Source organism: Streptomyces sp. Ac-502 (assembly GCF_045222935.1).
Classification (GTDB): domain Bacteria; phylum Actinomycetota; class Actinomycetes; order Streptomycetales; family Streptomycetaceae; genus Streptomyces; species Streptomyces monomycini.
This window is the reverse complement of the sequence record NZ_JBHFFO010000001.1, coordinates 4,434,856-4,458,712: the sequence shown is the minus strand read 5'-3', so window position 1 is coordinate 4,458,712 and position 23,857 is coordinate 4,434,856. Positions and strand designations below refer to the sequence as shown.

Annotated in this window: 15 protein-coding genes and 2 pseudogenes; 13 read left to right on the top strand and 4 right to left on the bottom strand. The window is 73.3% G+C overall.

What is annotated here, in order from left to right; translation table 11 throughout:
* The first annotated feature begins 446 nt into the window (after nt 1-446).
* The 3 genes and pseudogenes from ACEXOX_RS19955 to ACEXOX_RS19945 all read left to right on the top strand — a co-directional run bounded on the left by ACEXOX_RS19955 (nt 447) and on the right by ACEXOX_RS19945 (nt 6,422).
* Nucleotides 447-710 carry a WhiB family transcriptional regulator gene (locus ACEXOX_RS19955; protein ID WP_003983763.1) on the top strand — a complete coding sequence of 88 codons (264 nt, stop codon included), beginning with the start codon at nt 447-449 and terminating at the stop codon, nt 708-710.
* A 293-nt stretch (nt 711-1,003) separates the two neighbouring features.
* Nucleotides 1,004-4,878, top strand: a pseudogene (locus tag ACEXOX_RS19950) (glycosyltransferase).
* Nucleotides 4,875-6,422 (top strand): DUF5719 family protein, encoded by a 1,548-nt coding sequence (locus ACEXOX_RS19945; RefSeq protein ID WP_406522247.1) that lies wholly within the window; start codon nt 4,875-4,877, stop codon nt 6,420-6,422. Before ACEXOX_RS19950 ends, ACEXOX_RS19945 begins: the two are co-directional and overlap by 4 nt.
* Nucleotides 6,423-6,462: 40 nt before the next feature.
* On the opposite strand, the gene ACEXOX_RS19940 is transcribed toward ACEXOX_RS19945, so the two are convergent.
* Nucleotides 6,463-7,002, bottom strand: a complete 540-nt coding sequence (locus ACEXOX_RS19940) for a metallopeptidase family protein (protein ID WP_406522245.1) — start codon at nt 7,000-7,002, stop codon at nt 6,463-6,465.
* Between the two features lie 271 nt (nt 7,003-7,273).
* Here ACEXOX_RS19940 and ACEXOX_RS19935 point away from each other — a divergent pair, with 271 nt between their 5' ends.
* The 7 genes from ACEXOX_RS19935 (at nt 7,274) to ACEXOX_RS19905 (ending at nt 15,173) form a co-directional block, all read left to right on the top strand.
* Nucleotides 7,274-7,717, top strand: a complete 444-nt coding sequence (locus ACEXOX_RS19935; protein WP_078624427.1) for a DUF3499 domain-containing protein — start codon at nt 7,274-7,276, stop codon at nt 7,715-7,717.
* 200 nt (nt 7,718-7,917) lie between these two features.
* Complete coding sequence (locus tag ACEXOX_RS19930) at nt 7,918-9,552, top strand: L-lactate permease (protein WP_406522243.1); 1,635 nt, start codon at nt 7,918-7,920, stop codon at nt 9,550-9,552.
* A gap of 206 nt (nt 9,553-9,758) precedes the next feature.
* On the top strand, nt 9,759-11,117 hold the full coding sequence (locus tag ACEXOX_RS19925) for a phosphomannomutase/phosphoglucomutase (RefSeq protein ID WP_406522242.1): 1,359 nt from the start codon (nt 9,759-9,761) through the stop codon (nt 11,115-11,117).
* A 122-nt stretch (nt 11,118-11,239) separates the two neighbouring features.
* Complete coding sequence (locus tag ACEXOX_RS19920; RefSeq protein WP_030021694.1) at nt 11,240-11,422, top strand: Trm112 family protein; 183 nt, start codon at nt 11,240-11,242, stop codon at nt 11,420-11,422.
* Nucleotides 11,423-11,486: 64 nt separating this feature from the next.
* On the top strand, nt 11,487-12,629 hold the full coding sequence (locus tag ACEXOX_RS19915; protein WP_406522239.1) for an SIS domain-containing protein: 1,143 nt from the start codon (nt 11,487-11,489) through the stop codon (nt 12,627-12,629).
* 90 nt (nt 12,630-12,719) lie between these two features.
* Entirely contained in the window at nt 12,720-14,003 is a 1,284-nt protein-coding gene (gene manA / locus ACEXOX_RS19910; RefSeq protein WP_406522238.1) for a mannose-6-phosphate isomerase, class I, read from the top strand.
* Nucleotides 14,004-14,213: 210 nt separating this feature from the next.
* Entirely contained in the window at nt 14,214-15,173 is a 960-nt protein-coding gene (locus ACEXOX_RS19905; RefSeq protein ID WP_406522237.1) for a cation diffusion facilitator family transporter, read from the top strand.
* Between the two features lie 389 nt (nt 15,174-15,562).
* Here ACEXOX_RS19905 and ACEXOX_RS19900 read toward each other — a convergent pair whose 3' ends face one another.
* Together ACEXOX_RS19900 and ACEXOX_RS19895 are read right to left on the bottom strand one after the other, a co-directional pair.
* Nucleotides 15,563-17,515, bottom strand: a complete 1,953-nt coding sequence (locus ACEXOX_RS19900) for a fructose-specific PTS transporter subunit EIIC (protein WP_406522236.1) — start codon at nt 17,513-17,515, stop codon at nt 15,563-15,565.
* Nucleotides 17,515-18,057, bottom strand: a complete 543-nt coding sequence (locus ACEXOX_RS19895) for a PTS fructose transporter subunit IIB (RefSeq protein WP_406522234.1) — start codon at nt 18,055-18,057, stop codon at nt 17,515-17,517. The genes ACEXOX_RS19900 and ACEXOX_RS19895 overlap by 1 nt, the downstream gene beginning before the upstream one ends.
* 841 nt (nt 18,058-18,898) lie before the next feature.
* Here ACEXOX_RS19895 and ahcY point away from each other — a divergent pair.
* Nucleotides 18,899-20,356 (top strand): adenosylhomocysteinase, encoded by a 1,458-nt coding sequence (ahcY, locus tag ACEXOX_RS19890; protein ID WP_406522233.1) that lies wholly within the window; start codon nt 18,899-18,901, stop codon nt 20,354-20,356.
* Nucleotides 20,357-20,488: 132 nt separating this feature from the next.
* Nucleotides 20,489-21,101, top strand: a pseudogene (locus tag ACEXOX_RS19885) (hypothetical protein).
* A 208-nt stretch (nt 21,102-21,309) separates the two neighbouring features.
* On the opposite strand, the gene ACEXOX_RS19880 reads toward ACEXOX_RS19885, so the two are convergent.
* Nucleotides 21,310-22,341: an RDD family protein gene (locus ACEXOX_RS19880; RefSeq protein WP_406522231.1), complete on the bottom strand. Its 1,032-nt coding sequence runs from the start codon at nt 22,339-22,341 to the stop codon at nt 21,310-21,312.
* A 129-nt stretch (nt 22,342-22,470) separates the two neighbouring features.
* On the opposite strand from ACEXOX_RS19880, the gene ACEXOX_RS19875 reads away from it, so the two are divergent.
* Nucleotides 22,471-23,478 carry a stage II sporulation protein M gene (locus ACEXOX_RS19875; protein ID WP_406522230.1) on the top strand — a complete coding sequence of 336 codons (1,008 nt, stop codon included), beginning with the start codon at nt 22,471-22,473 and terminating at the stop codon, nt 23,476-23,478.
* Nucleotides 23,479-23,857 lie beyond the last annotated feature (379 nt).

The window sequence follows — 23,857 nt, the reverse complement described above, 5'->3', positions numbered from 1 at the left end:
GACCGGGTACTCGGCCGCATGTCAACCGGGTGTCTGCTTTGGGGGAAATGTTTCACCTCATCCGGTTACTGCGAGCGGCGAAAGGTTTGTGCAGGCGAGGTGCTGAGCACACGGGCGACAACCGCGCACTCCCGGGCGCCGTTGCGGTCTCGTGATCTGAATGTGACCTGGCCCGCTTCGGTGGACGCGGTGCAACGGCCGCGCCGCCCGTCGCGTCCTTGGGTGTGAGAGGGAAGTTACGGGTGATGCGGGTGAGGAAGTGTCCTGTTTTTTGCCGATTTGAACACTTTCTGCATAGGCTTGGTTCCGCAGAGTGAATAAGGGGCCCAATAGCAGATCTCGGCTTGACTGGCCCGGATCGGCACACTTGTAATTTCACTCGTGTCGTTCAGCCGTCATCGGTAACGGCTGCATCACGGGGACGCAAAGACAGACGAGGGGCGCACATGACCGAGCTGTTCCAGGAATTGCTGGTCGAAGAGGCGGACGAGGAGCTCGGCTGGCAGGAGCGCGCGCTGTGCGCCCAGACCGACCCCGAATCCTTCTTCCCGGAGAAGGGTGGCTCCACCCGCGAGGCCAAGAAGGTCTGTCTCGCGTGCGAGGTCCGCTCCGAATGCCTTGAATATGCCCTCGCCAACGACGAACGCTTCGGCATCTGGGGCGGACTGTCCGAGCGCGAGCGGCGCCGGCTCAAGAAGGCAGCGGTCTGACGTCCAACGCGACGGCCCGGCTGCCGGGCCACCGATTCTCCGTATATCCCCCCATAGACAACGGTCCGCCTCCGCAGCCCACGTGCCGGAGGCGGACCGCTGTGTACGCGGCAGACGGACCCGCACCGCCGAAGCATTAGTGTGGGGCCGCGTCCGAGGCGCACCGACGCCCTGACCGGCACCCGGCCACGACCCGTGCCGTCGGCCGCACCGCGTCGCCGTCCGTCGCAGTCCACAGCGCAGCGCTATGCCGGGGGAGGACCCCGAGACCCCCGGGGAGGGCCCCTACCTCGATGTCCGTGCACAGTCAGCCGGCCGGCCAGGCCGCGCAAGCCGCCGCCCAATACCACGACGGCACCCCCGAGTTCCCCCGGCACGTCGTCACCGCAGTGCTCGTCTCCCACGACGGCGAACGCTGGCTCCCCGACGTCCTCGCCGGACTCCTCGGCCAGGAACGCCCGCCGCAGCAGATCCTCGGCGCCGACACCGGCAGCGCGGACGCCTCCGCCCGGCTGCTCGGCGAGGCCCTCGGCGACGACCGGGTGCTCCACCTCGCCCGCCGCTCCGGCTTCGGCACCGCCGTCGACGAGGCCGTCCGCGCCGCCCCCGTCCCCGGCCCCGACGACCTGCCGTACCTGCGCCGCCCCAGCGGCTGGGACCCGGTCGCCCGCACCTGGCGCGACGACGCCTACGACCTCCCGGAACTCCCGCACGGCGAACCCGTCCAGTGGCTGTGGCTGCTGCACGACGACTGCGCGCCCGAACCCGACGCGCTCGCCGAACTCCTGCGGGTCGCCGACTCCAGCCCCTCCACCGCCGTCGTCGGTCCCAAGCTCCGCAGCTGGTACGACCGCCGCCAGCTCCTCGAAGCAGGCGTCAGCATCGCCCGCAGCGGCCGCCGTTGGACCGGCCTGGACCGCCGCGAACAGGACCAGGGCCAGCACGACCAGGTACGGCCCGTCCTGTCCGTCTCCAGCGCGGGCATGCTCATCCGCCGCGACGTGTACGAGCAGTTGGGCGGCTTCGACCGCCGCCTGCCCCTGATGCGCGACGACGTCGACCTGTGCTGGCGCGCCCAGGCCGCCGGCCACCAGGTCCTCGTCGCCCCCGACGCCGTCCTGCGGCACGCCGAGGCGTCCGCCCGCGAACGCCGCCCCATCGACTGCGTCGGCCGCTCCACCGCCGGCCCCCACCGCGTCGACAAGGCCGGCGCCGTCTACACCCTGCTGGCCAACACCCGCGGCGCCCTGCTCCCGTACGTCGCCCTGCGCATCGTCCTCGGCACCCTGCTGCGCGTCCTCGCCTACCTCGTCGGCAAGGCCCCCGGCCAGGCCCTCGACGAACTCGCCGGCCTCATCGGCACCCTGCTGCGCCCCGGCGCGATCCTCGCCGCGCGCAGGAAACGCGGCCGCCCCGCCACGGACGCGAGCGAACTGCGGCCGCTCTTCCCGCCACCCGGCGCGACCGTACGGGCCACCGTCGAACAGGTCGCCGGCAACCTCGCCGGACGCTCCGCCCCCGAAGCCGCCTCCGCCGGACGGCACGGCGCCGTCGAATCCGGACCCGGCGGCGACGACGCCGACTACCTGGAGATCGAGCAGTTCGCCCGGCTCAAGCGGATCGCCCGCCGCCCGGCCCCGGTGCTCTTCCTCCTCCTGCTCGCCGTCTCGCTCATCGCCTGCCGCTCCCTCCTCGGCTCCGGCTCCCTGACCGGCGGCGCCCTGCTGCCCGCCCCCGACCGCCTCGGCGAACTCTGGACCAGCTACCTCGACGGCTGGCACGCCACCGGCACCGGCAGCACCGCCGCCGCGCCCCCTACCTCGCCGTCCTCGCCCTCGTCGCCACCCTCTTCCTCGGCAGCACCAAACTGGCCGTCACCGTCCTGCTGGTGTGCTCCGTACCGCTCGCGGGCCTGAGCGCCTACTTCGCCTCCCGCCCGCTGGTCACCTCCCGCCTGCTGCGCGCCTGGGGCAGCGTCGTCTACGCCTTCCTGCCCGCCGCCACCGGCGCCCTGGCCGGCGGCCGCATCGGCACCGCCGTCCTCGCGATCCTGCTGCCGCTCACGGCACGCGCCGCCGTCGCCGCCGGCGGCCTGCGGCTGACCCCCGGCACCCGGCCGAGCTGGCGCGCCGCCTGGGCGTACGCGCTGCTGCTCACCTTCACCACCGCCTTCACCCCGGTCGTCTGGCCCGTCGCCGTCCTCCTCGGCATCGCCCTGCTCGTCCTGCGCGCCCTCGACGGCAACCGCGGCCTGCTCCTGCCCTACGCCCTGCGGTTCCTCGCCGTCGCCGCCACCCCGCTCGTCGTCCTGGCGCCCTGGTCGCTGTCCCTGCTCGCCCACCCCTCCCGCTTCTTCCGCGAGGCCGGACTGGACCTCGGCACGGGATCGGCGTCCGTACTGGACCTGGTCGGCATCAGCCCCGGCGGCCCGAAGGCCGCCGGCGGCGTGCTGCTCCTCGGCATCGTGCTGGCCGCGCTGGCCGCCACCCTGCGCGACGACCGGCAGCGCGCGGTCCGCATCGCCTGGGCCGTGGCCGTGACCGGCCTGCTCTTCGCCGTGCTCGCCAACCGCTCCGCCTGGGCCGGCCCCGCCGTCCTCGTCTACGGGCTCGCGCTGCTGAGCGCCGCCGCCGTCGGCGCCGAAGGCATCCGCTCCCGTATGGAGACCCTCGGCTTCGGCTGGAAACAGCCGGTCGCCGTCCTGATCGCCATCTCCGCACTGCTCGCACCGCTGTACGCGGCGGCCAGCTGGATGATCACCGGCGCGGCCGGGCCGCTGGAGCGCCGCGACCCCGTACAGGTCCCCGCCTTCGTCGCCGAGGACACCGGCTCCGTCGACCAGGCCCGCACCCTCGTCCTCGACGGCGACGCCGGCCACGTCGCGTACACCCTGGTACGCGGCTCCGGCGCCCGCCTCGGCGACGCCGACCTCGCCACCGAGACCGGCGAGGACCAGCGGCTCGGCGGCATCGTCGCCAACCTCGTCGCCGGCTCCGGCGCCGACCAGACCAACCAGCTCGGCGGCTACGCGATCCGCTACCTCCTGGTCCGCGACGGCGCGCCCCGCGCCATGGGCCGCGTCCTGGACGCCACCCCCGGCCTGACCCGCCTCAGCCAGGACGACGGCAGCGCCCTGTGGCGCGTCGACCAGCGCGTCTCACGGGTCTCGATCGTGCCCGGGGAGACCAAGGACGGCACGCGCGCGGGCCGCGCCACCGCACCGGTCCCGGTCCCGGCCGGACCCGTCGCGGCCCACACCGACGTGCCCAACGGCGCCGACGGCCGGGTGCTGCGCGTCGCCGACACCGCCGACGCGGGCTGGCAGGCCACCCTCGACGGCAAGCCGCTGAAGCCGGTCACGGTCGACGGCTGGGCGCAGGGCTTCGCACTGCCCGCGTCCGGCGGCCGCCTGGACCTCACCTACGACGACCCCATGGGCCACACCGCGTGGCTGTGGGCCCAGGGCCTGCTCGCCGTGGTCCTGGTGGTGCTCGCCCTGCCGGGCCGCCGCCGCGAGATCGACGACGACCTGCCCGAGGACGGCGTGGCCGCGGTGCCCGCGGAGGCCGCCTCGGGCGAGGGCCGACGCGCACGGCGGCTGCGGGCCGCCCAGGCCGCCGCCCCCGACGGCGCGGTGCCGGGCATCCCGGGCCCGCGGCCCGGAGAAGACCCGGTCACCGCCCCGGCGGCGCCTCCCGCCGCCGATCCGACGGCCGATCCGATGGCCGCCCCGACCGCCGACCCGTACGCGGCCGTGTCGCAGCAGCAGAGCTACGAGGAGCAGCAGGGGTTCGAGCAGCAGCAGGGGTACGGGCAGCAGGGCTACGACCCGCAGCAGGGGTACGAGCAGCAGATGTCCGGCCAGTGGCAGCAACAGCCGGGATACGGGCAGGGCCAGTACGCACCGGATCAGTACACACCGGATCAGTACGGGCCGAACCAGTACGGACAGAACCAGCACGGGCAGCCGTACGCGGACGCGGCAGGCCCCGCCCCGGCGGACCCGGACCAGGCCGCCGCCCCCTACCCGCCCGGCGCCTACGACCCGTACCACTACGGCTGGCAGCCATCCCAGCAGCCGCCGCACCAGCAGCAGCCCTACGACGACGGCACGACGCACCCCGGCTCCTACCGCGAGCCCCGCCGTGACGGGAGCGACCAGCAGTGAAGCGCACCATCATGTCCTTGATCGGCGCGGCCGTGGCCCTCGGCGCGGTCACCGGAGTCGCCGCCGTCGCCACACCGGACACACCGGGCGCCACCACGGCCCAGGGCGCCTCCCGGCGGCCCGTCGAACGGTCCGCGCTGCTGTGCCCGCCGCCCACCTCGTCGGAGGTCGGCGAGACCACGTACACGGCCTTCACCCCCGAAGGGACGGGCGGCAAGACCGGTTCCGAGGGCACCGCGGGGCTGCTGCCCGCACCGTCCGGCAAGCAGCCGGACGGGAAGGGCGGGCAGGACGGAAAGGGCAAGGCGGGCGCCGGCCAGGGGCAGCAGGGCGCGCAGGCGGGCGCCGCCCCCGTCGCGCCCCTGAAGAAGGCCGGCACCCCCGTCACCGCGACCACGGACCGCGCGGACGCCCCCGCCCTCACCGGATCCGCCGACGGCGCCCTCGCGCCCGGCTGGACCGTCCAGCAGACCACCAGCGTCGCGGCCGGCAACGGGCGCGGCCTGCTCGGCCTGTCCTGCGCGGCGCCCGACACCGACTTCTGGTTCCCCGGCGTGAGCACCGCCAAGGACCGCCAGGACTACATCCACCTCACCAACCCCGACGACACCCCGGCCGTCGTCGACCTCGACCTGCGCGGCAAGGACGGCCCGCTGAAGTCCTCCTCCGGCGAGAACGTCACCGTCCCGCCGCACTCCACCGTGCCCGTCCTGCTCTCCACCCTGACGGGCACGCCCGTCCAGGACGCGGCCCTGCACGTGGGCGCGCGGGAGGGCCGCGTCGGCGCCTCCGTACAGGCCGCCGACGCGAAACTGGGCGGCGACTGGCTGCCCGCGGCGGCCGACCCCGCGCCCGGCGCGGTCCTGCCGGGCATCCCGGCCGACGCCACCGGCGTCCACCTCGTCGCCGTCGCGCCCGGCAAGGAGGACGCCGACCTGAAGGTGCAGCTGGCCACCCCGAACGGTCTGATCACCCCGGCCGGACTGGAGACCCTGCACGTCAAGAGCGGCATGACGGCCTCCGCCGACCTCAAGGACCTCACCAAGGGCGAGGCGGGCTCGCTGGTGCTGACCCCCGCCGACGGCTCCAAGGCGCCCGTCGCGGTGGCCCTCCGGGTCACCCGCGGCAAGGGCGACAAGCAGGAGATGGCCTTCATCCCGGCGACCGGGCCGGTCGGCGACCGGGCCACCGTCGCCGACAACCGCGACAAGGGCGGCACGCTGTCCCTCGTCGCGCCGGAGAAGGGCAAGGACGCCAAGGTCACGGTCACCGCGTCGGCGGGCAGCGGGGGCGGTACGCCGGTGTCGAAGACGTACACCGTCAAGGGCGGCAGCACCCTCGCCGTGGAACCGCCGCGCCCGCAGGGCCTCAAGGGCTCGTACGCCCTGACCGTCACCCCGGCGGCGGGCAGCGGCCCGGTCCACGCGGCACGGACCCTGGCCCTGCCCCAGGGCGGCCTGCCCGCCTTCACCGTGCAGACGCTCCCGGACGACCGGGGGACGGTGGTGGTGCCGACGGCGGGGAGGATCTCGGGCTGCTGCTGAAGTGAGGGGCGGTCGCCGGGCGCTCGCGTCGGGCCCGGAGTCAGTCCTGCCCGTACCGCGGGTCGACCGACTCCGGCGCCAGGCCGAGCAGCTCGGCGACCTGTTCGACGACGACCTCGTGGACCAGCAGGGCCCGCTCGTCGCGGTTCTTGGTACGGATCTCGACCGGGCGGCGGTAGACGACCACCCGTTCCGCCTGGTCGCCGGTGGCGGGCAGCAGCCGGCCCAGCGGCACCGTCTCCTCGTCGGCGGCCGGCCCGGCGTCCCCGTCGGGGCCGAACCCGGGCACCTCGACGACCAGGAAGTCGACGTCCGCCAGCTGCGGCCAGCGCCGTTCCAGCCGGTCCCGTGAGTCGTAGACCAGGTCGACGAAGGAATCCGCGCGGCTCACCGAGAGCGGCACCTGGGGCGGGGCGACCGGGCCGCGCATCCCGCGGCCGTGCCGGTCGCGGCGGCGCGGGCGCGGCCCCGCCGGGGCGGGCGGCCGCGTGGCGCCGCCGGGCGCGGCGGGGGTGCCGCCGGTGCCGGCCGGTGCGGAGGGCCCTCCGGCGTCGGCCGGAGGAGGTACGGGGCTGTCCATCAGAACCGAGCGTAACCGTCCCGGGGCAGGTGGCGCGGGAGAGCGGCGGATCCGGTGCCATGTCGTCGAGCGACCGGTCGTAGGCTCGTCGAGTCCGCTTGCGGCCATGCATCGGACCGGGAAGGACATGGGGAATGACATGAAATGTACAGAGTCGTGACGGGTTTCGACGCCCTGCGCCGTCCGGCGCAGTGCGCACCGCACGGTTCGGCCCGGGCGCCCGCAGGTCAGGCGCACCGGACGAACCGGGACGACACGGTCGGGTGAGGTCGTGGAGAGTCATCGCGGCCCGCTCAAGAGTGCGGTACCGTCCAACGTCGTGAGCCCTGTACGTCGCTGTTCGCGCACTGCGTGCGGCCGCCCCGCCGTCGCAACGCTGACGTACGTCTACGCGGATTCGACCGCCGTGCTCGGACCGCTCGCCACCTACGCCGAGCCCCACTGCTACGACCTGTGCGCCGAGCACTCCGAGCGGCTGACCGCGCCGCGCGGCTGGGAAGTCGTGCGGCTGGCCACCGACACCGGCCCGGCCCGCCCCAGCGGCGACGACCTCGAAGCGCTCGCCAACGCGGTGCGCGAGGCGGCCCGGCCCCAGGAACGCGCGGCGGGCGGCGGCAACGGCCCCCAGGTCAGCGGACCGAACGGGCGGGACGCCCACCCGATGGAGGTCGCCCGCCGGGGACATCTGCGGGTGCTGCGGTCGCCGGACAACTGAGGTCCGGGGCAGGGCGACCGGGTTCCGACGCCGGATCCCGGTCGCTCCCGCCCCCCGTCTTCCCTGCCACGCCCGTCACTTCGTCACTTCCGCCCGCGCCATTGACGCCGCCTCGCCGCGGGCACCACCATGCCTCCACCCCCGAAAGATCCGCTTCCGTATGGCGGAAGTGACGGGGAAGCTGCCCACCGGGAGGCCGTGTGTCCGCACCGCAGCGGGAGTTCGTGCAGCCGCTGGAACCCGTGGCCGGTTCGCTCGCCCTGTCCGCGCTCGTCGCCGCCCTCCCGCTGATCGCCGTCCTCGTCCTGCTCGGCGCCGTACGGATGCGCGCCCACCGCGCCGGACTCACCGGCCTCGCCGTCGCCCTCGCCACCGCCTGCCTCGGCTACGGCATGCCCGCCGGGCAGGCCCTGTCCGCCGCCGCGCAGGGCGTGCTCTTCGGCCTGTTCCCCATCCTGTGGATCGTCGTCAACGCCCTGTGGGTGTACCGGATGACGGTCCGCACCCGGCACTTCGACGTCCTGCGCCGCTCCTTCTCCGGGCTCTCCGCCGACCCCCGCGTCCAGGCCCTGGTCATCGCCTTCTGCTTCGGGGCGCTGCTCGAAGCACTCGCCGGGTTCGGGGCGCCCGTCGCGATCAGTGCGGTGATGCTGGTCGCCCTCGGCTTCTCCCCGGTACGGGCCGCCGTCGTCGCGCTCGTCGCCAACACCGCGCCGGTCGCCTTCGGCGCCATGGGCACCCCTGTCGTCACGCTCGCCCAGGTCACCGGCCTGCCACTGGACGCCGTCGCGCCGGTCGTCGGCCGCCAGACCCCGCTGCTCGCCCTCGTCGTACCGCTGTTGCTGGTGTTCCTGGTCGACGGGCGGCGCGGCCTGCGCGAGACCTGGGCGCCCGCGCTCGCCTGCGGACTGGCCTTCGCCGCCGTGCAGTTCGCCGCCGCCAACTACGTCTCCGCGCAACTGGCCGACATCGGCGCGGCCCTGGCCGGGGCCGCCGCCCTCGTCGCCGTACCCGGCGCCCGCAGACCCGCCTCCGAACCCGTACGGGCCGCCGTCCTGACCGGCGCCCGCAGCGAGGACCTGGACGTCCGCGACTCCCGCGCCGACATCGTCCGCGCCTACGCGCCGTACGCCCTGATCGTCGCCGTCTTCTCCCTCGCCCAGGCCCCGCCCGTCAAAGACCTCCTCGCGCGGGCGACCCGCACCTTCGACTGGCCTTTCCTGGACGTCGCGGGCCCGGACGGGAAACCGGCCGTCGGCAACGTCTTCTCGCTCCCGCTGCTCGCCACCGGGGGGACGCTGGTCCTGCTGGCCGGCGTGCTGACCGCCGCCGTACTGGGCGTACGGGCCGCCACCGCCGTACGGGAATGGGCCGCGACCGTACGCGAACTGCGCCTGGCCGTCCTCACCGTGACCTCCGTCCTGGCCCTCGCCTACGTCATGAACCTCTCCGGACAGGCCGCCGCCATCGGCCACTTCGTCGCCGCCGCCGGTGCCGGACTGGCCTTCCTCTCGCCCGTCCTCGGCTGGTTCGGCGTCGCCGTCACCGGCTCCGACACCTCCGCCAACGCCCTCTTCGGCGCCCTCCAGGTGTCCGCGGCCCGGCAGTCCGGCCTCTCACCCGTCCTGCTCGCCGCGGCCAACAGCTCCGGCGGCGTGCTCGGCAAGATGATCTCCCCGCAGAACCTGGCGATCGCCTGCGCCGCGGTCGGCCTGGCCGGACGCGAGGGCGACCTGCTGCGCAAGGTGCTGCCGTGGAGCCTGGGGCTGCTGCTGGTGATGTGTCTGATCGTGGTGGGGCAGAGCACGGCCGTACTGGGGTGGATGCTGCCTTAGGGGCGGGAAGCGAGGGGGAGCGGCAGCGGGAAGGGGCGGAGCGGGGCTGGGGGAGGGGACTTTCGTCCGTGATTGATCCACCGCGGCGCGGGACACAAGATGACCCGGGCTGCCGGACCCCACCCCGAACCCACCCCCGAACCCGCCTCCCGCCGGCCTCGTACGGGTAGGTTTGGGTCCCCGTCATGACATCAGGAGGGCTGGCTGTGACTGATCTGTCGCAGATCGTGAAGGCGTACGACGTGCGCGGTGTGGTCCCCGACCAGTGGGACGAGCCGCTGGCCGAACTGTTCGGCGCGGCCTTCGCCCAGGTGACCGGAGCGGACGCCATCGTGACCGGGCACGACATGCGGCCCTCCTCACCCGGCCTGTCCCGGGCCTTCGCCCGCGGCGCCGCGGCGCGCGGGGCCGACGTCACCGAGATCGGCCTGTGCTCGACCGACCAGCTCTACTACGCCAGCGGCGCGCTGGACCTGCCCGGCGCGATGTTCACCGCCTCGCACAACCCCGCCCAGTACAACGGCATCAAGATGTGCCGGGCGGGCGCCGCCCCGGTCGGCCAGGACACCGGCCTCGCCGACATCCGCGCCCTCGTGGAGCAGTGGCGCGACGGCGGTGCCCCGGAGCCCGCGGCGGCCCCCGGCACCATCACCCAGCACGACGTCCTCGCCGACTACGCCGCCCACCTGCGCCGCCTCGTCGACCTCTCCGGCATCCGCCGCCTGAAGGTCGTGGTGGACGCCGGCAACGGCATGGGCGGCCACACCGTCCCCACCGTCTTCGAGGGCCTGCCCATCGACCTGGACGCCCTGTACTTCGAACTCGACGGCACCTTCCCGAACCACGAGGCCAACCCCCTGGACCCGGCGAACATCACCGACCTCCAGGCGCGCGTCCGCGAGGTCGGCGCCGACATCGGCCTGGCCTTCGACGGCGACGCGGACCGCTGCTTCGTCGTCGACGGCAGCGGCGACCCGGTCTCCCCGTCCGCGATCACCGCCCTGGTCGCCGCCCGCGAACTGGCCAAGCACCCCGGCGGCACGGTCATCCACAACTGCATCACCTCCTGGTCCGTCCCCGAGGTCGTCAAGGAGAACGGCGGCACGCCCGTACGCACCCGCGTCGGCCACTCCTTCATCAAGGGGGAGATGGCCCGGACCGGCGCCATCTTCGGCGGCGAACACTCCGCGCACTACTACTTCCGCGACTTCTGGAACGCCGACACCGGCATGCTCGCCGCCCTGCACGTCCTGGCGGCGCTCGGCGGCCAGGAAGGGCCGCTGTCCGAACTGGTCGCCCAGTACGACCGGTACGCCGCCTCCGGCGAGATCAACAGCACCGTCGACGACCAGACCGGCCGCCTCGCCGCCGTGAAGACCGCCTACGAGGGCGAGCAGGGCACCGGACTCGACGAGCTGGACGGCCTGACCGTCAGCACCGCCGACTGGTGGTTCAACCTCCGCCCCTCCAACACCGAACCCCTCCTCCGCCTGAACGTCGAGGCCCGGGACCAGGAGACGGTCGAGCGGGTGCGCGACGAGGTGCTGGCGATCGTTCGCGGGTGAAAGGCCGAGCGGACCAGGGGCCGGGCCCCGCCCGGCCCCACTCCGCCCACCTGCGGCGCGTCCCGCCGCACGCCCCGGCGGTACGCTGGCAGTGCCGTATTTCCGCCGAAGGAGAAGCCCCCATGCCGGTCGACGCCAGCCTGATCGAGATCCTCGCCTGCCCGGCGTGCCACGCCCCGCTGGCGGACCGGTCGGACGCCGACCCGGCCGAGCTGCGGTGCACCGGCACGGAATGCGGCCTCGCCTACCCCGTCCGGGACGGCATCCCCGTCCTCCTGGTGGACGAGGCCCGCCGCCCCGCCTGACCCGGGCACCGGAGCCGTCCGGACCCCACCCCGCCCGTACCGGCGATCGGAGGCAGCGCACACCATGCTCGACGAGTCCCTGCTGGACGCACCCGAAGCGCTGGCCGGCGCCGACCGCTACGGACTGCTGCGCGGCGTCGCCGAATCCGGGGCCCGGGTGCGCACCGCCGCCCGTAACGCCGCCGAGTCCGGCATCGCCGACCTGCGGCCCGACGGCCGGCCCCGCACCGTCCTGGTGGCGGGCCCGGCACCGGCCGCCGCCTGCGTCGCCGACCTCTTCGGCGCCCTCGGCGGCGGCACCTGCCCGGTCACCCTCATCCTGCCCACCGGCGTCGCGGCACGCCCCGGCGCCCTGCGCTGGACCCTGCCCGGCTGGTCGGGACCGCTCGACCTGCTGCTGATCGCCGGCCCGGACGGCGCCGACCCCGGACTCGCGCGGCTCGTCGAGCAGGCCTACCGCCGCGGCTGCTCCGTCGTCGCCGTCACCCCGGCGGGCGGCCCGCTCGCCGACGCCGTCGTCCAGGCCCGCGGTCTGCCCGTACCGCTGGCCACCACGCCGTACGACGCCGAGTTCGACGTCGAGGGCGCGCCGCCCGCCGCCCCCGGCACCCTCTGGTCGCTGCTCATCCCGATGCTCGCGCTCGCCGACCGGATCGGCCTGCTCAGCGCCACCTCCGACCTGCTCGAACAGCTCGCCGACCGCCTCGACCAGGTCGCCGAACGCTGCGGCCCCGCCATCGAGACGTACTCCAACCCCGCCAAGACCCTCGCCGCCGAACTCGCCGACGCGCTCCCGCTGATCTGGACCGAGGGCACCGTCTCCGGAGCCGTCGGCCGGCACTTCGCGACCGTCCTGGCCGGACTCGCCGGCCGGCCCGCCCTCGCCGGCGAACTGCCCGAGACGATGACCACGCACGGCGCGCTGCTCGCCGGCCCGTTCGCGGCCGGCGCCGACCCGGACGACTTCTTCCGCGACCGCGTCGACCAGCCCACCGCCCTGCACGCCCGCGTCGTCCTGCTCCGCGAGGAAGCCACCGGACCGCTCTCCGCCGCGCCCGCCGCCCGCGAACTGGCGCTGGAGCACGACACCCCCGTCAGCGAACTGGAACCGGACGGCGGCAGCGCCCTGGAACGGGCCGCCGAACTCCTCGCCGTCACGGACTTCGCCGCCGTCTACCTCGCGCTCGCCGGCACCGAGGGAACATGAGGACCCGGCCGCGGCCACCGGGCGCACGGGAGACCTGAGCGCGCCCCGGCAGCAGCCCGACCGCAGACGAAGAATCAGGAAGCCCGCCACATGGACCGCCTCACCAACACCGTGCGCCCCTACGCCTGGGGCTCCGCCACCGCCATCCCGGAACTCCTCGGCACCGAACCGACCGGCGAACCCCAGGCCGAGATGTGGATGGGCGCCCACCCCGGCGCCCCCTCCCGCACCGACCGCGGCACCGGCCCGGTCTCGCTGGCCGACGTCATAGCCGCCGACCCGGAAGGCGAACTCGGCCCCGACGCGGTACGCGCCTTCGGCCCCCGCCTGCCCTTCCTGCTCAAGCTGCTCGCCGCCGGCTCCCCACTGTCCCTCCAGGTCCACCCCGACCTGACCCAGGCCCAGGAGGGCTACGCGGACGAGGAGAAGCGCGGCATCCCCGCCGAGGCACCGCACCGCAACTACAAGGACGCCAACCACAAGCCCGAACTGATCTGCGCCCTCACCCCCTTCGAAGGGCTCTGCGGCTTCCGGCACCCGGCCGAGGCCGCCACCCTCCTCGAAGGCCTCGGCGTCAGCGCCCTCAAGCCGTACGCCGACATCCTGCGCGCCGCCCCGGAGGACGCCGCCCTGCGCGAAGTCCTCACCGCCGTACTGGGCGCCGACCGCGACGCGACGGCCGAAACCGTCGAACAGGCCGCGGCCGCCGCCCGGCGCCTGGCCGGCGAAGGTGGCCCGCACGCCGACTCCTACGCCGCGTACGCCGCCATCGCCCACCACTACCCGGGCGACCCGGGCGTGCTCGCCGCCATGCTCCTCAACCACGTACGGCTGCAGCCCGGCGAAGCGCTCTTCCTGGGCGCCGGCATCCCGCACGCCTACCTCGGCGGCCTCGGCGTGGAACTGATGGCCAACTCCGACAACGTGCTGCGCTGCGGGCTGACCCCCAAGCACGTGGACGTACCGGAACTGCTGCGGGTGGTCCGCTTCGCGCCCCGCGACGCGGGGGTGCTGCGGCCGGAGGAGGCCACGGCGTCGGGCGAGGAGGTCTACGAGACCCCGACCGACGAGTTCCGGCTCTCGCGCTTCGTCCTGGCGCCGGGCGGGGCGGCCCGCGTCCTCGGCGACCGCACGCCGCAGATTCTGTTGTGCACCGCAGGAACGGTTGCTCTGCACGCGAGCGGTACGGGTTCGGAGGGCGGTTCCGTCTCTGGTACGGACGCGGGTTCTGGAACGTACGCGGGTTCTCGTACGGACGCGGGCTCTCGTACGGACCTGACGCTCGCGCCCGGCGAGTCGGCCTTCGTACCGGCCGGCGAGCGTGTGGAACTGACGGGAGAGGGCACGGTCTTCCGGGCGACGGTGGCGCTCTGACGGCAGTCCGGGGGCGGCCTGGCGCCGCCCCCGGGGGCGTCCCGACACCGGCCCGGGGCATCCCGGCGCCGGTCCGCGGGCGCCCCGTGCGCGTTCCCGCAGGCGGGCTGCAACAATGACCCGCCTAAAGGGTTCGTAAAGGAGCCCTCGGAGCGGCCTCGGAGCAGGCTGCGCACCGCAGCCGGTCGACGGAAGGGAAATGCGCCACCCATGAGTGCATCAGGCGGTACCAAGGCGATCGTCGCGGCGCTGGGCGCCAACCTGGCGATCGCGGCGGCGAAGTTCGTGGCCTTCGCCTTCAGCGGATCGTCCTCGATGCTGGCCGAAGGCGTCCACTCCGTCGCCGACTCCGGCAACCAGGGACTCCTGCTCCTCGGCGGCAAGAAGGCCAAGCGCGCCGCCACCGAGGAACACCCCTTCGGCTACGGCCGCGAGCGCTACATCTACGGCTTCCTCGTCTCCATCGTCCTGTTCACCATCGGCGGCGTCTTCGCCCTCTACGAGGGCTACGAGAAGATCCACGACCCGCACGAGCTGGACAACTGGGTCTGGCCGGTCGGCGTCCTGGTCTTCGCGATCGTCGCCGAGGGCTTCTCCTTCCGTACGGCCATCAAGGAGTCCAACGAACTGCGCGGCAAGCAGACCTGGCCCCAGTTCGTCCGCCGCGCCAAGGCCCCCGAACTCCCCGTCGTCCTCCTGGAGGACTTCGGCGCGCTCGTCGGCCTGGTACTGGCGCTCGGCGGCGTCGGCCTCACCCTCGCCACCGGCAACGGCGTGTGGGACGGCATCGGCACGATGTGCATCGGCGTCCTCCTCGTCCTGATCGCCCTGGTCCTCGCCGCCGAGACCAAGTCGCTGCTGCTGGGCGAGGCGGCCGGCCCCGAACAGGTCGCCAAGATCCGCGCGGCCGTGGTCGACGGCGACACCGTCACCCGCGTCATCCACATGCGCACCCTCCACCTCGGCCCCGAGGAACTCCTCGTCGCCGCCAAGGTCGCCGTCCAGCACGACGACACGGCCAAGGAGGTCGCCGACGCGATCAACGCCGCCGAGGACCGCATCCGCGCCGCCGTCCCGATCGCCCGCGTGATCTACCTCGAACCCGACATCTACCACGAGTCCGCCGCCGCCTCGGGCGACAACCCGGCCAAGACCCCGGGCGGAGCCTGACGGCCGGCCCTCTCGTACGGACAGGGCCCCGCACCAGAACCCAAGGGACTGGTGCGGGGCCCTGCCGGTTTACACGGCTGGCTGCTTCGGGCGGGTTGTGGGGGCTCGGGTGCCCGTTTGCTCGCCTGCCGGTTGGGCGGTTGGCCGGTTGGCGCCTGCTCGGTTGGCCGGTTGTCCGGTTGGCGCCTGCCGGCTTGCTCGCCTGTCGGTTGACCAGTCGCCCGGTTGGCATCTGCCGGTCTGCCCGCCTGCCGGGTGCTCGGTTGCGGCCTGCCCGGATGCCGGCCTGCCGGGTGCTCGGTCGGCGCCTGCTCGGATGCCCGCCTGCCCGCCTGCCCGCCTGCCCGCCTGCCCGCCTGCCCGGCCGCCTGGCCCCCTCGGACGCCCGGCTACCCGACCTCGCCCAGCACCCGCAGAATCGCCGTCTCGTCCGGTGCGCTTCGCAGCCGTGCCCGGAAGTCCGCGTCCATCAGCTTCCGCGACAGCAGCGCCAGGATGCGCAGATGCTCGTCACCGGCGGCGGCCTCCGGCACCGAGATCATGAACACCAGCTTGGCGCGCGTACCGTCCAGCGAGTCCCAGTCGATGCCCTCGGCGGAACGCGCGAAGCCGACGACGGGGGCGGTCACCGCGTCCGTCTTGGCGTGCGGAATCGCGATCTCCTCACCGAGACCGGTGGTGCCCTGCGCCTCACGCGCCAGCGCCACCCGCACCAGCTCGTCCACGTCCGTCACCTTGCCGGTACGCGCCGCGAGCTTTGCCATCTCCCGGATCGCGGCCTCCTTGCCGTCGGCGGCCAGCCGCACCTGCACGGTCTCCCGCGTCAGATACCCGGACAGCACCTCCCCGTGCGACCCCTCTCCTTCAGGCCCCTCACCTTCACCGCGTGGGGCTCCACTCGAAATGTCTCCACCCGAAATGTCCCCACCTGACGTGCCCTTGTCCGGCGTTCCTGCGTCCGGCGTGCTTGCCTCCGGAACGCCTGCGTCCGGCGTCCCTGCGCCCGAGGCGCCCCCATCAGGCTCCTCTTCACCTCTCACCTCACCAGCCACGGCACTACCGGCCCCGGCGCCCTCAGCCGTACCGTTCCCGGCCACGGTGTTCCCGGGCGCGGCGCTCTCAGCCATGGCGCTCTCGGCCGCCGCGACCCCGGCCGCCCCGGCCGCCATACCTCCGGTCGCCCCGGCCGCACCGACGCCGGCCAGGACGGGTTCGGGCCCCGCCCCCGCACCCGTCCCCGAAGCCGATCCGATGTTCCCGACCTTCCCGACCTCCCCGGCCGCTCCGATCTTCCCGATCTTCCCGACCTCCCCGGCCGCCGTACGCCCCTTCTGTCGCTCCGCCACGTCCACCAGCGCGACCGTCGTCAGTGCCGTCACGACCGACCCGGCCGCCACGGCCACGAAGAACATCGGCACCCCGCCGACCGCACCCAGAATCGCCACGATCGGTCCGCCGTGCGGCACCGCGTCCGTCACCCCGGCCATCCCGGCGACCGCTCCGGCGACCGCGCCGCCCACCATGTTCGCGGGGATGACCTGTGCGGGCCGGGCCGCCGCGAACGGGATCGCGCCCTCCGATATGCCGAACAGGCCCATGAAGAGCGACGCCATGCCGGTCTCCCGTTCCTGGTCGGAGTACAGGCGCCGGCGGATCAGCGTGGCCAGGCCCTGGCCGAGCGGCATCACCGGGATGGCGGCGGCGCACATGCCCATGACGGTCTGGTTGCCGGTCGCGATCAGCCCGGTGCCGAAGAGGAACGCCGTCTTGTTGACCGGCCCGCCCATGTCGAACGCGATCATCAGGCCGAGAACCGCGCCGAGCGCGATCGCGCTGGTGCCCGTCATCCCGCTGAGCCAGTCCGTCAGGTGCGTGAACACCCACGAGATCGGCCGGCCGAGGAGGTAGATGAAGAACAGCCCGAGCACCGCCGTCGAGACGATCGGGATCACGATGATCGGCATGATCGGCCGGACGAACCGGGGAACCCTGACCTTCTTGATCCACATGACCAGGTACCCGGCCAGGAAGCCCGTGACGATCGCCCCGATGAACCCGGCGCCCGCCTTGGAGTCGTACAGCTCGCCGGTGTTGGCTATCCAGCCGCCGATCATGCCCGGCACCAGCGCGGGCCGGTCCCCGATCGCGTACGCGATGTAGCCGGAGAGGATCGGCACCATCAGCTGGAACCCGATGGTGCCGATGTCGTTGACATGCGCCCAGAACGTGCCCTCCGGGATGACCAGCCCCTTCGGCGTCGCCTCCCCGCCGACCGCCAGGGACAGCGCCAGCAGCAGACCGCCGACCACGACGAACGGGATCATGTAACTGACACCGTTCATCAGCGCCTTGTACGCGAGGCTGCGCTCCTTCCCCCGGAGCCACTGGTCCCGGCCCCACCACTCCGACCGGACCGCACCCCGGCTCCGGCCCCGGACCCGGACCCGTCACCCTCGGCCCTGCCCCCGGACCCGTCACCCTCGGCCGCGTACTCCGTCCCGTACCCCGTCCCGGACTCCGCTCCGTACACCGGCGCGCTCAGCACCCGGCCGATCAGCTCCTCCGGGTGGCGGATGCCCTCGGCCACGCCCACCACCAGCAGTCTCTTGCCGACGAAGCGAGCCGGGTCGACGTCCTTGTCCGCGGCGATGATGATGCCGTCGGCGTTTCTGACATCGTTGTCAGACAGGACGTTCTCGGCGCCGATCGACCCCTGCGTCTCCACCTTCATCGCATGGCCGAGCGACTCGGCGGCCTGGGTCAGCTTCTCGGCGGCCATGTACGTGTGGGCTATGCCGGTCGGGCAGGCGGTCACTGCGAGCAGCTTCAGCCCTTGCCCGCCCCTCTCCGCGCCCTTGGGGGGATCAGCTGGACTGGTGGTCACGTGGCTCTCCTAACGGACGTGCGCGCAAGGTGACGTGCGAGTGTCCTCGCGCTCCCCGCATCCTCCAATACGCAGGGACGGGTGCAAAGTGCCCTACGCCACACCACTCCAGGCCAGACCCCCACCACCCCCGCCCGCGCCCCGCGCCCCCTGCTCCCCGCCTCCCCATGAGCCCCCTGCACCCCGCTCCCCATACGCCCACTACCTCACACCTACGCCTCCACCCCATGCCCACGCTTCCGTCCCCCTCCAAGCCCAAGCGCCGCCCCCCATGCTCACGCTTCCGTCCTACTCGCCCACGCCCGCGCTCCCGCCCGCCACGCCCAAGCGCCCGCTATCCCCATGCTCACCTCCGTCCCCCTCCACCCCCACGCGCCCGCCCCCACCACCTGCACCCCCGCCCCGACCACCTGCGCCCCCGCACCCGCCACCGTCGCCCGCACACCGCAACCACAGGCGCCCCCACACCGCAACCACCGACGCCCGCACCGCGCCCGCCGAGCCCCCGCCCTCGCCATCCGCTCGTATTTTCCTAGGGCGGGCTGGGGTTCCCGGGGGCGATCGGTGTAGATTCGTGCCCAGTGCCAGACGTCGCTGCTGATGGCGGTTGGGCGGTCCGCCCCGCGGACCGGCCGAGGGAGAGAGGGCCTCCGACGGACTGCGCTGCGGAACAGGGGAGAGGTGTGTCCGCCCACGCGGAACCGCCCGTACGGTATGCCGTCCCGGACGGTGTGCCGCTCATGCGGTACGTCCGCCCGCGCGAAACTCCGGGCGGCGACGTCCCCACCTGCCCGCGCCGCAGACTGCCAGCCAACCACCCTCGACCCCGGGAGCAACCCGAATGTCGACCGCAGCCCACAGCCAGGACTTCAAGGTCGCCGACCTGTCCCTCGCCGCCTTCGGCCGCAAGGAGATCACCCTCGCCGAGCACGAGATGCCCGGCCTGATGGCGATCCGCAAGGAGTACGCCGCCGCGCAGCCGCTGGCCGGCGCCCGCGTCACCGGCTCGCTGCACATGACCGTGCAGACCGCCGTGCTGATCGAGACCCTCACCGCTCTCGGCGCCGAGGTCCGCTGGGCCTCCTGCAACATCTTCTCCACCCAGGACCACGCCGCGGCCGCCATCGCGGTCGGCCCGAACGGCACCCCCGAGAACCCCCAGGGCGTCCCGGTCTTCGCCTGGAAGGGCGAGACGCTCGAAGAGTACTGGTGGTGCACGGAGCAGGCGCTGACCTGGCCGAACTCGCCCACCGGCGGCCCGAACATGATCCTCGACGACGGCGGCGACGCCACGCTCCTGGTCCACCAGGGCGTCGAGTACGAGAAGGACGGCAAGGCCCCCGCCGTCGAGACCGCGGAGAACGACGAGCACCGCGCGGTCCTGACGCTCCTCAACCGCACCCTCGCCGAGTCCCCGCAGAAGTGGACCAAGCTGGCGTCGGAGATCCGCGGTGTCACCGAGGAGACCACCACCGGCGTGCACCGCCTCTACGAGATGCAGCGCGACGGCAAGCTGCTCTTCCCGGCGATCAACGTGAACGACGCCGTCACCAAGTCGAAGTTCGACAACAAGTACGGCTGCCGCCACTCCCTGATCGACGGCATCAACCGCGCCACCGACACCCTCATCGGCGGCAAGACCGCCGTCGTCTGCGGCTACGGCGACGTCGGCAAGGGCTGCGCCGAGTCGCTGCGCGGCCAGGGCGCCCGCGTCATCATCACCGAGATCGACCCGATCTGCGCGCTCCAGGCCGCGATGGACGGCTACCAGGTCACCACCCTGGACGAGGTCGTCGAGACCGCCGACATCTTCGTCACCACGACGGGCAACAAGGACATCATCATGGCCTCCGACATGGCCAAGATGAAGCACCAGGCCATCGTCGGCAACATCGGCCACTTCGACAACGAGATCGACATGGCCGGCCTCGCCGCCATCGACGGCATCGTCAAGGACGAGGTCAAGCCGCAGGTCCACACCTGGACCTTCCCCGACGGCAAGGTCCTGATCGTGCTGTCCGAGGGCCGCCTGCTCAACCTCGGCAACGCGACCGGCCACCCCTCCTTCGTGATGTCCAACTCCTTCGCGGACCAGACCCTGGCCCAGATCGAGCTGTTCACCAAGCCGGCGGAGTACCCGACCGACGTCTACGTCCTGCCCAAGCACCTGGACGAGAAGGTCGCCCGCCTCCACCTCGACGCCCTCGGCGTCAAGCTCACGACCCTCCGCCCCGAGCAGGCCGCCTACATCGGCGTCACGGTCGAGGGCCCCTACAAGTCCGACCACTACCGCTACTGATCCCCGCGCACCCGGTGCCCGCCCCGCCATCGCGCACATCGGGCACCACCACCGGCAGCCGGTGATCCAGGCCCCCGCCCAGCACCACGGCGGGGGCCTGACCCGTACCACCGGACCCGACCAAGGACCCCCATGCCCCGCGGCCGCTACTCCCTCCACGACCCGCACGACCACACCCCCTCGGCGAAGAACACTTCCACTGCGCCACCGGCCCCTCCGGCTGGCGTTACGTCTCCCAGCTCACCACCCCCTCCGGAGACCACGCGGGCTCCGTCGACCTCACCCTCGACGACCTCGGCCGCCCCCTCCGCCTCGAACTCCACGCCGGCGGCTGGCAGGTACGCGGCGCCGCCCTGGAAGGCGTCACCTGGGTCCGTACCGACCCGACCGGTGATCACGCCACCGAAGGCAACGTCCCCGCCCACGCCTTCACCGGCGCGTCCCCCGCCTTCCTCATCGCCACCGCCCGGCTGCTCCGCCCCGCCCCCGGCACCGGAGCCGTCCGCACCCGCCTCGTGGCCTTCACACCCCCGTCCTCGCACCCCGCACGCTCGACCAGTCCTGGGCCTTGGTGAACAGGACAGCACACCCCACTGACAACGGCCCGCTGACCGCGGACGAATACCAGGTCAACGACCTGGAGACCGGTGAACAGCACGCCGTCCACCTCGCCGGCGACGTCGTCCTGTCGGCCCCCGGCATCCAACTCGAAGACCTGGAATCCCCGCCCTCCGCCTTCACCTGACCGAACGCCGGACACCCCGGCCCCGCGACCGCCCGCCCGGCCATCCCACCGCCCGCCCGGCCCTGCCACCGCCCGGCCGAGCACCGCACACCGCCCGACACCCGCGCCCGTAAAGCACACCGTCCGACACCCGCACCCGTAAGGCTCACCACCCGACACCCGCACCCGCACGGCCCACCGGCCGCGCACCGCCCTCACGGCACCGCCCTCACACCGGCGGCGTGAACCCCGTACGCCGCCCCGGTCCCCCCGCAGCCCCGCCCCCGGAACCAGCCTCCCCGGCCCCGGAGCCGTCCTCCCCGGCACCGCCCTGAGCCTCCCCGGTACTCGCACCGCCCCCCTCCGCCGCCGGCATCGCGTACGGCGTCTCCGCACGCACCGGCCCCGGCTCGCCCGCATGCACCGGCGCCACCGGAACCCGCGCCTCTCCACCCGGGACGGCCACCCCGCTCCCCGACACACCCACCACCGGCCCCGGAGCCCCCAACGGCGCCCCGAACGCCCGCTGCGCCTCCCGCGCCTGCCGCTCACCCGTCACCGCGGCCAGATACACCGCCGGATACATCCCCGCCGGCACCGACGCCCCGGTCCAGCCACACAGATCCGCCGCCAGCCGAGCCCCCATCGCCCCGCCGACCTGCGGATCGAGCTGCCGTATTCGGCTCAGGTACTGGCGTACCGTCAGCCACCAGCTGTCCGGGACCCGCGACAGGTCCAGCGCGCCGAGTTCCGCCGCCAACCAGGGCGGCGGGGGCGGCAGCACCGGCATCCCGCGCGGGGTGGGTATCCGCTCCCGTACGACGACGGTGCCCGCGAACACATCACCGAGCCGCCGCCCCCTGGCCGAGACCAGCGAGGCGATGCACGCCACCACGCCCATCGTCAGCACGATCTCCACAGCGCCCAGCGCGCCGCGCACCAGCGCGTGCCGGAACCGGACCGGCCCGCCGTCCTCGCGCACCACCCGCAGCCCGCACACCAGCTTCCCGAGCGACCGGCCACGGCTCAGCGTCTCCACCACGATCGGCACCCCGACCAGCACCAGCACGAACAACGCCACCGACACCGCGGCCCTCGCCGCCTCGTCCATCGACGCCGTGGCGCTCAGCAGCAGCAACGACACCGCGACGTAGGCACTCCAAGTCACCGCGAGATCGACGAGGACCGCCAGCGCCCGGCTCGGCAGCCGGGCCGGCCGCAGCCCCAGAACCACCGCCTCGCCCGTCACGAGTTCGTTCACCTGCGCCGCCCTTCCTTGCCCCACTCCGTACCGGTCCGTTCCCGGACCGCCGCCCGCCCCATTGCCGACCGGGCCAGTCTGCCAAGCTGACGGCACAGTCACCTCACGGCGCCGCCAGGAGCTGAATCCATGGACCTCGATGTCTTCATAAGGGCCCACCGTGCCGAGTGGGACCGGCTCGAAGAGCTGCTGCGCCGTAAACGCCGCCTCACCGGTGCCGAGGCCGACGAACTGATCACGCTCTACCAGCGCACCACCACCCACCTGTCCCTCCTCCAGGCCAGCGCCCCCGACCCCGCCCTCACGGGACGCCTCACCTCCCTCGTGGCGCGCGCCCGCAGTACGGTCACCGGCGCGCGCAAGGCCTCCTGGCGCGACGCCGCCCGCTTCTTCACGGTGTCGTTCCCCGCCGCGGTCTACCGCCTGCGCCACTGGTGGGTGCCGACGGCCCTGCTCTCCACCGCGGTCGGCGCCCTCATCGCCTGGTGGATCTCCACCCACCCAGAGGTGCAGGCCGCCATCGGCGCCCCCGAGGACCTGCGCGCCATGACCCGGCCCGGCGGGGAGTACGAGACGTACTACTCCAGCCACCCCGCGGCGTCCTTCGCCGCCCAGGTATGGACGAACAACGCACAGGCGGTCGCCCTGTGCCTGGTCCTGGGAGCCTTCCTCGGCCTGCCCGTCTTCTGGGTGCTCTTCCAGAACATGCTCAACCTGGGCGTCGGCCTCGGCCTGATGTCATCGGCCGGCCGTCTCGACACCTTCCTCGGACTCCTCCTCCCGCACGGCCTCCTGGAACTCACCGCGGTCTTCGTCGCAGCCGGCATCGGCCTGCGCCTGGGCTGGACCGTCATCGACCCCGGCCCGCGCACCCGCCGCACCGCCCTCGCCGAAGAAGGCCGCACCGCACTCGGGGTGGCCGTCGGCCTGGCCGCCGTACTGTTCGTGTCGGGCATCCTCGAAGGCTTCGTCACCCCTTCCGGCCTGCCCACCTGGGCCCGCATCACCATTGGCGTCGTCGCCGAGCTGGCCTTTCTCGCGTACGTGTACGTACTCGGGGGCCGCGCCGTCCGATCGGGCGAAACGGGAGACGTCGACGAGGCGGACCGCGAGGCACCCGTACCGACCGCGGCCTGATGTGCGTAAGGCCCCGCTGACCTGCTAATCTCTGATCTCCCCAAGAGGCCCGTTGACACGGGCAGGGCGGGGAGGTAGATTCGAACGGTTGCCACGGACTAGACATGTTCGAGCGCGACAGTTAGTCTCTCGACTGCTTCGGTCGGAACATCGATTCCACGAAGCGCCTCCGAATCTTTATCCGGAAAACGTCCGCCGATTTCAGATCGGCGAAACGCTTCTGATAAAGTCGGAACAGCCGAAAGGCAAACCACTCCGACAAACATCGGAAACGAATTCAGCCCGGAAACGGACTGCGAATCGGATCTGATAGAGTCGGAAAGGCCGAAAAGCGAAAGCCGGAAGGCCGCCCCGCTCCAACAGGGGCCGGAAACGGAAA

Bases quoted from the DNA above. Each gene is read 5' to 3' on its own strand.
- ACEXOX_RS19875 (WP_406522230.1), top strand. From the start codon at position 22,471: ATGGACCTCGATGTCTTCATAAGGGCCCACCGTGCCGAGTGGGACCGG.
- ACEXOX_RS19955 (WP_003983763.1), top strand. From the start codon at position 447: ATGACCGAGCTGTTCCAGGAATTGCTGGTCGAAGAGGCGGACGAGGAG.
- ACEXOX_RS19915 (WP_406522239.1), top strand. From the start codon at position 11,487: ATGCTCGACGAGTCCCTGCTGGACGCACCCGAAGCGCTGGCCGGCGCC.
- ACEXOX_RS19920 (WP_030021694.1), top strand. From the start codon at position 11,240: ATGCCGGTCGACGCCAGCCTGATCGAGATCCTCGCCTGCCCGGCGTGC.
- manA (WP_406522238.1), top strand. From the start codon at position 12,720: ATGGACCGCCTCACCAACACCGTGCGCCCCTACGCCTGGGGCTCCGCC.
- ACEXOX_RS19900 (WP_406522236.1), bottom strand. From the start codon at position 17,515: ATGAACGGTGTCAGTTACATGATCCCGTTCGTCGTGGTCGGCGGTCTG.
- ahcY (WP_406522233.1), top strand. From the start codon at position 18,899: ATGTCGACCGCAGCCCACAGCCAGGACTTCAAGGTCGCCGACCTGTCC.
- ACEXOX_RS19940 (WP_406522245.1), bottom strand. From the start codon at position 7,002: ATGGACAGCCCCGTACCTCCTCCGGCCGACGCCGGAGGGCCCTCCGCA.
- ACEXOX_RS19905 (WP_406522237.1), top strand. From the start codon at position 14,214: ATGAGTGCATCAGGCGGTACCAAGGCGATCGTCGCGGCGCTGGGCGCC.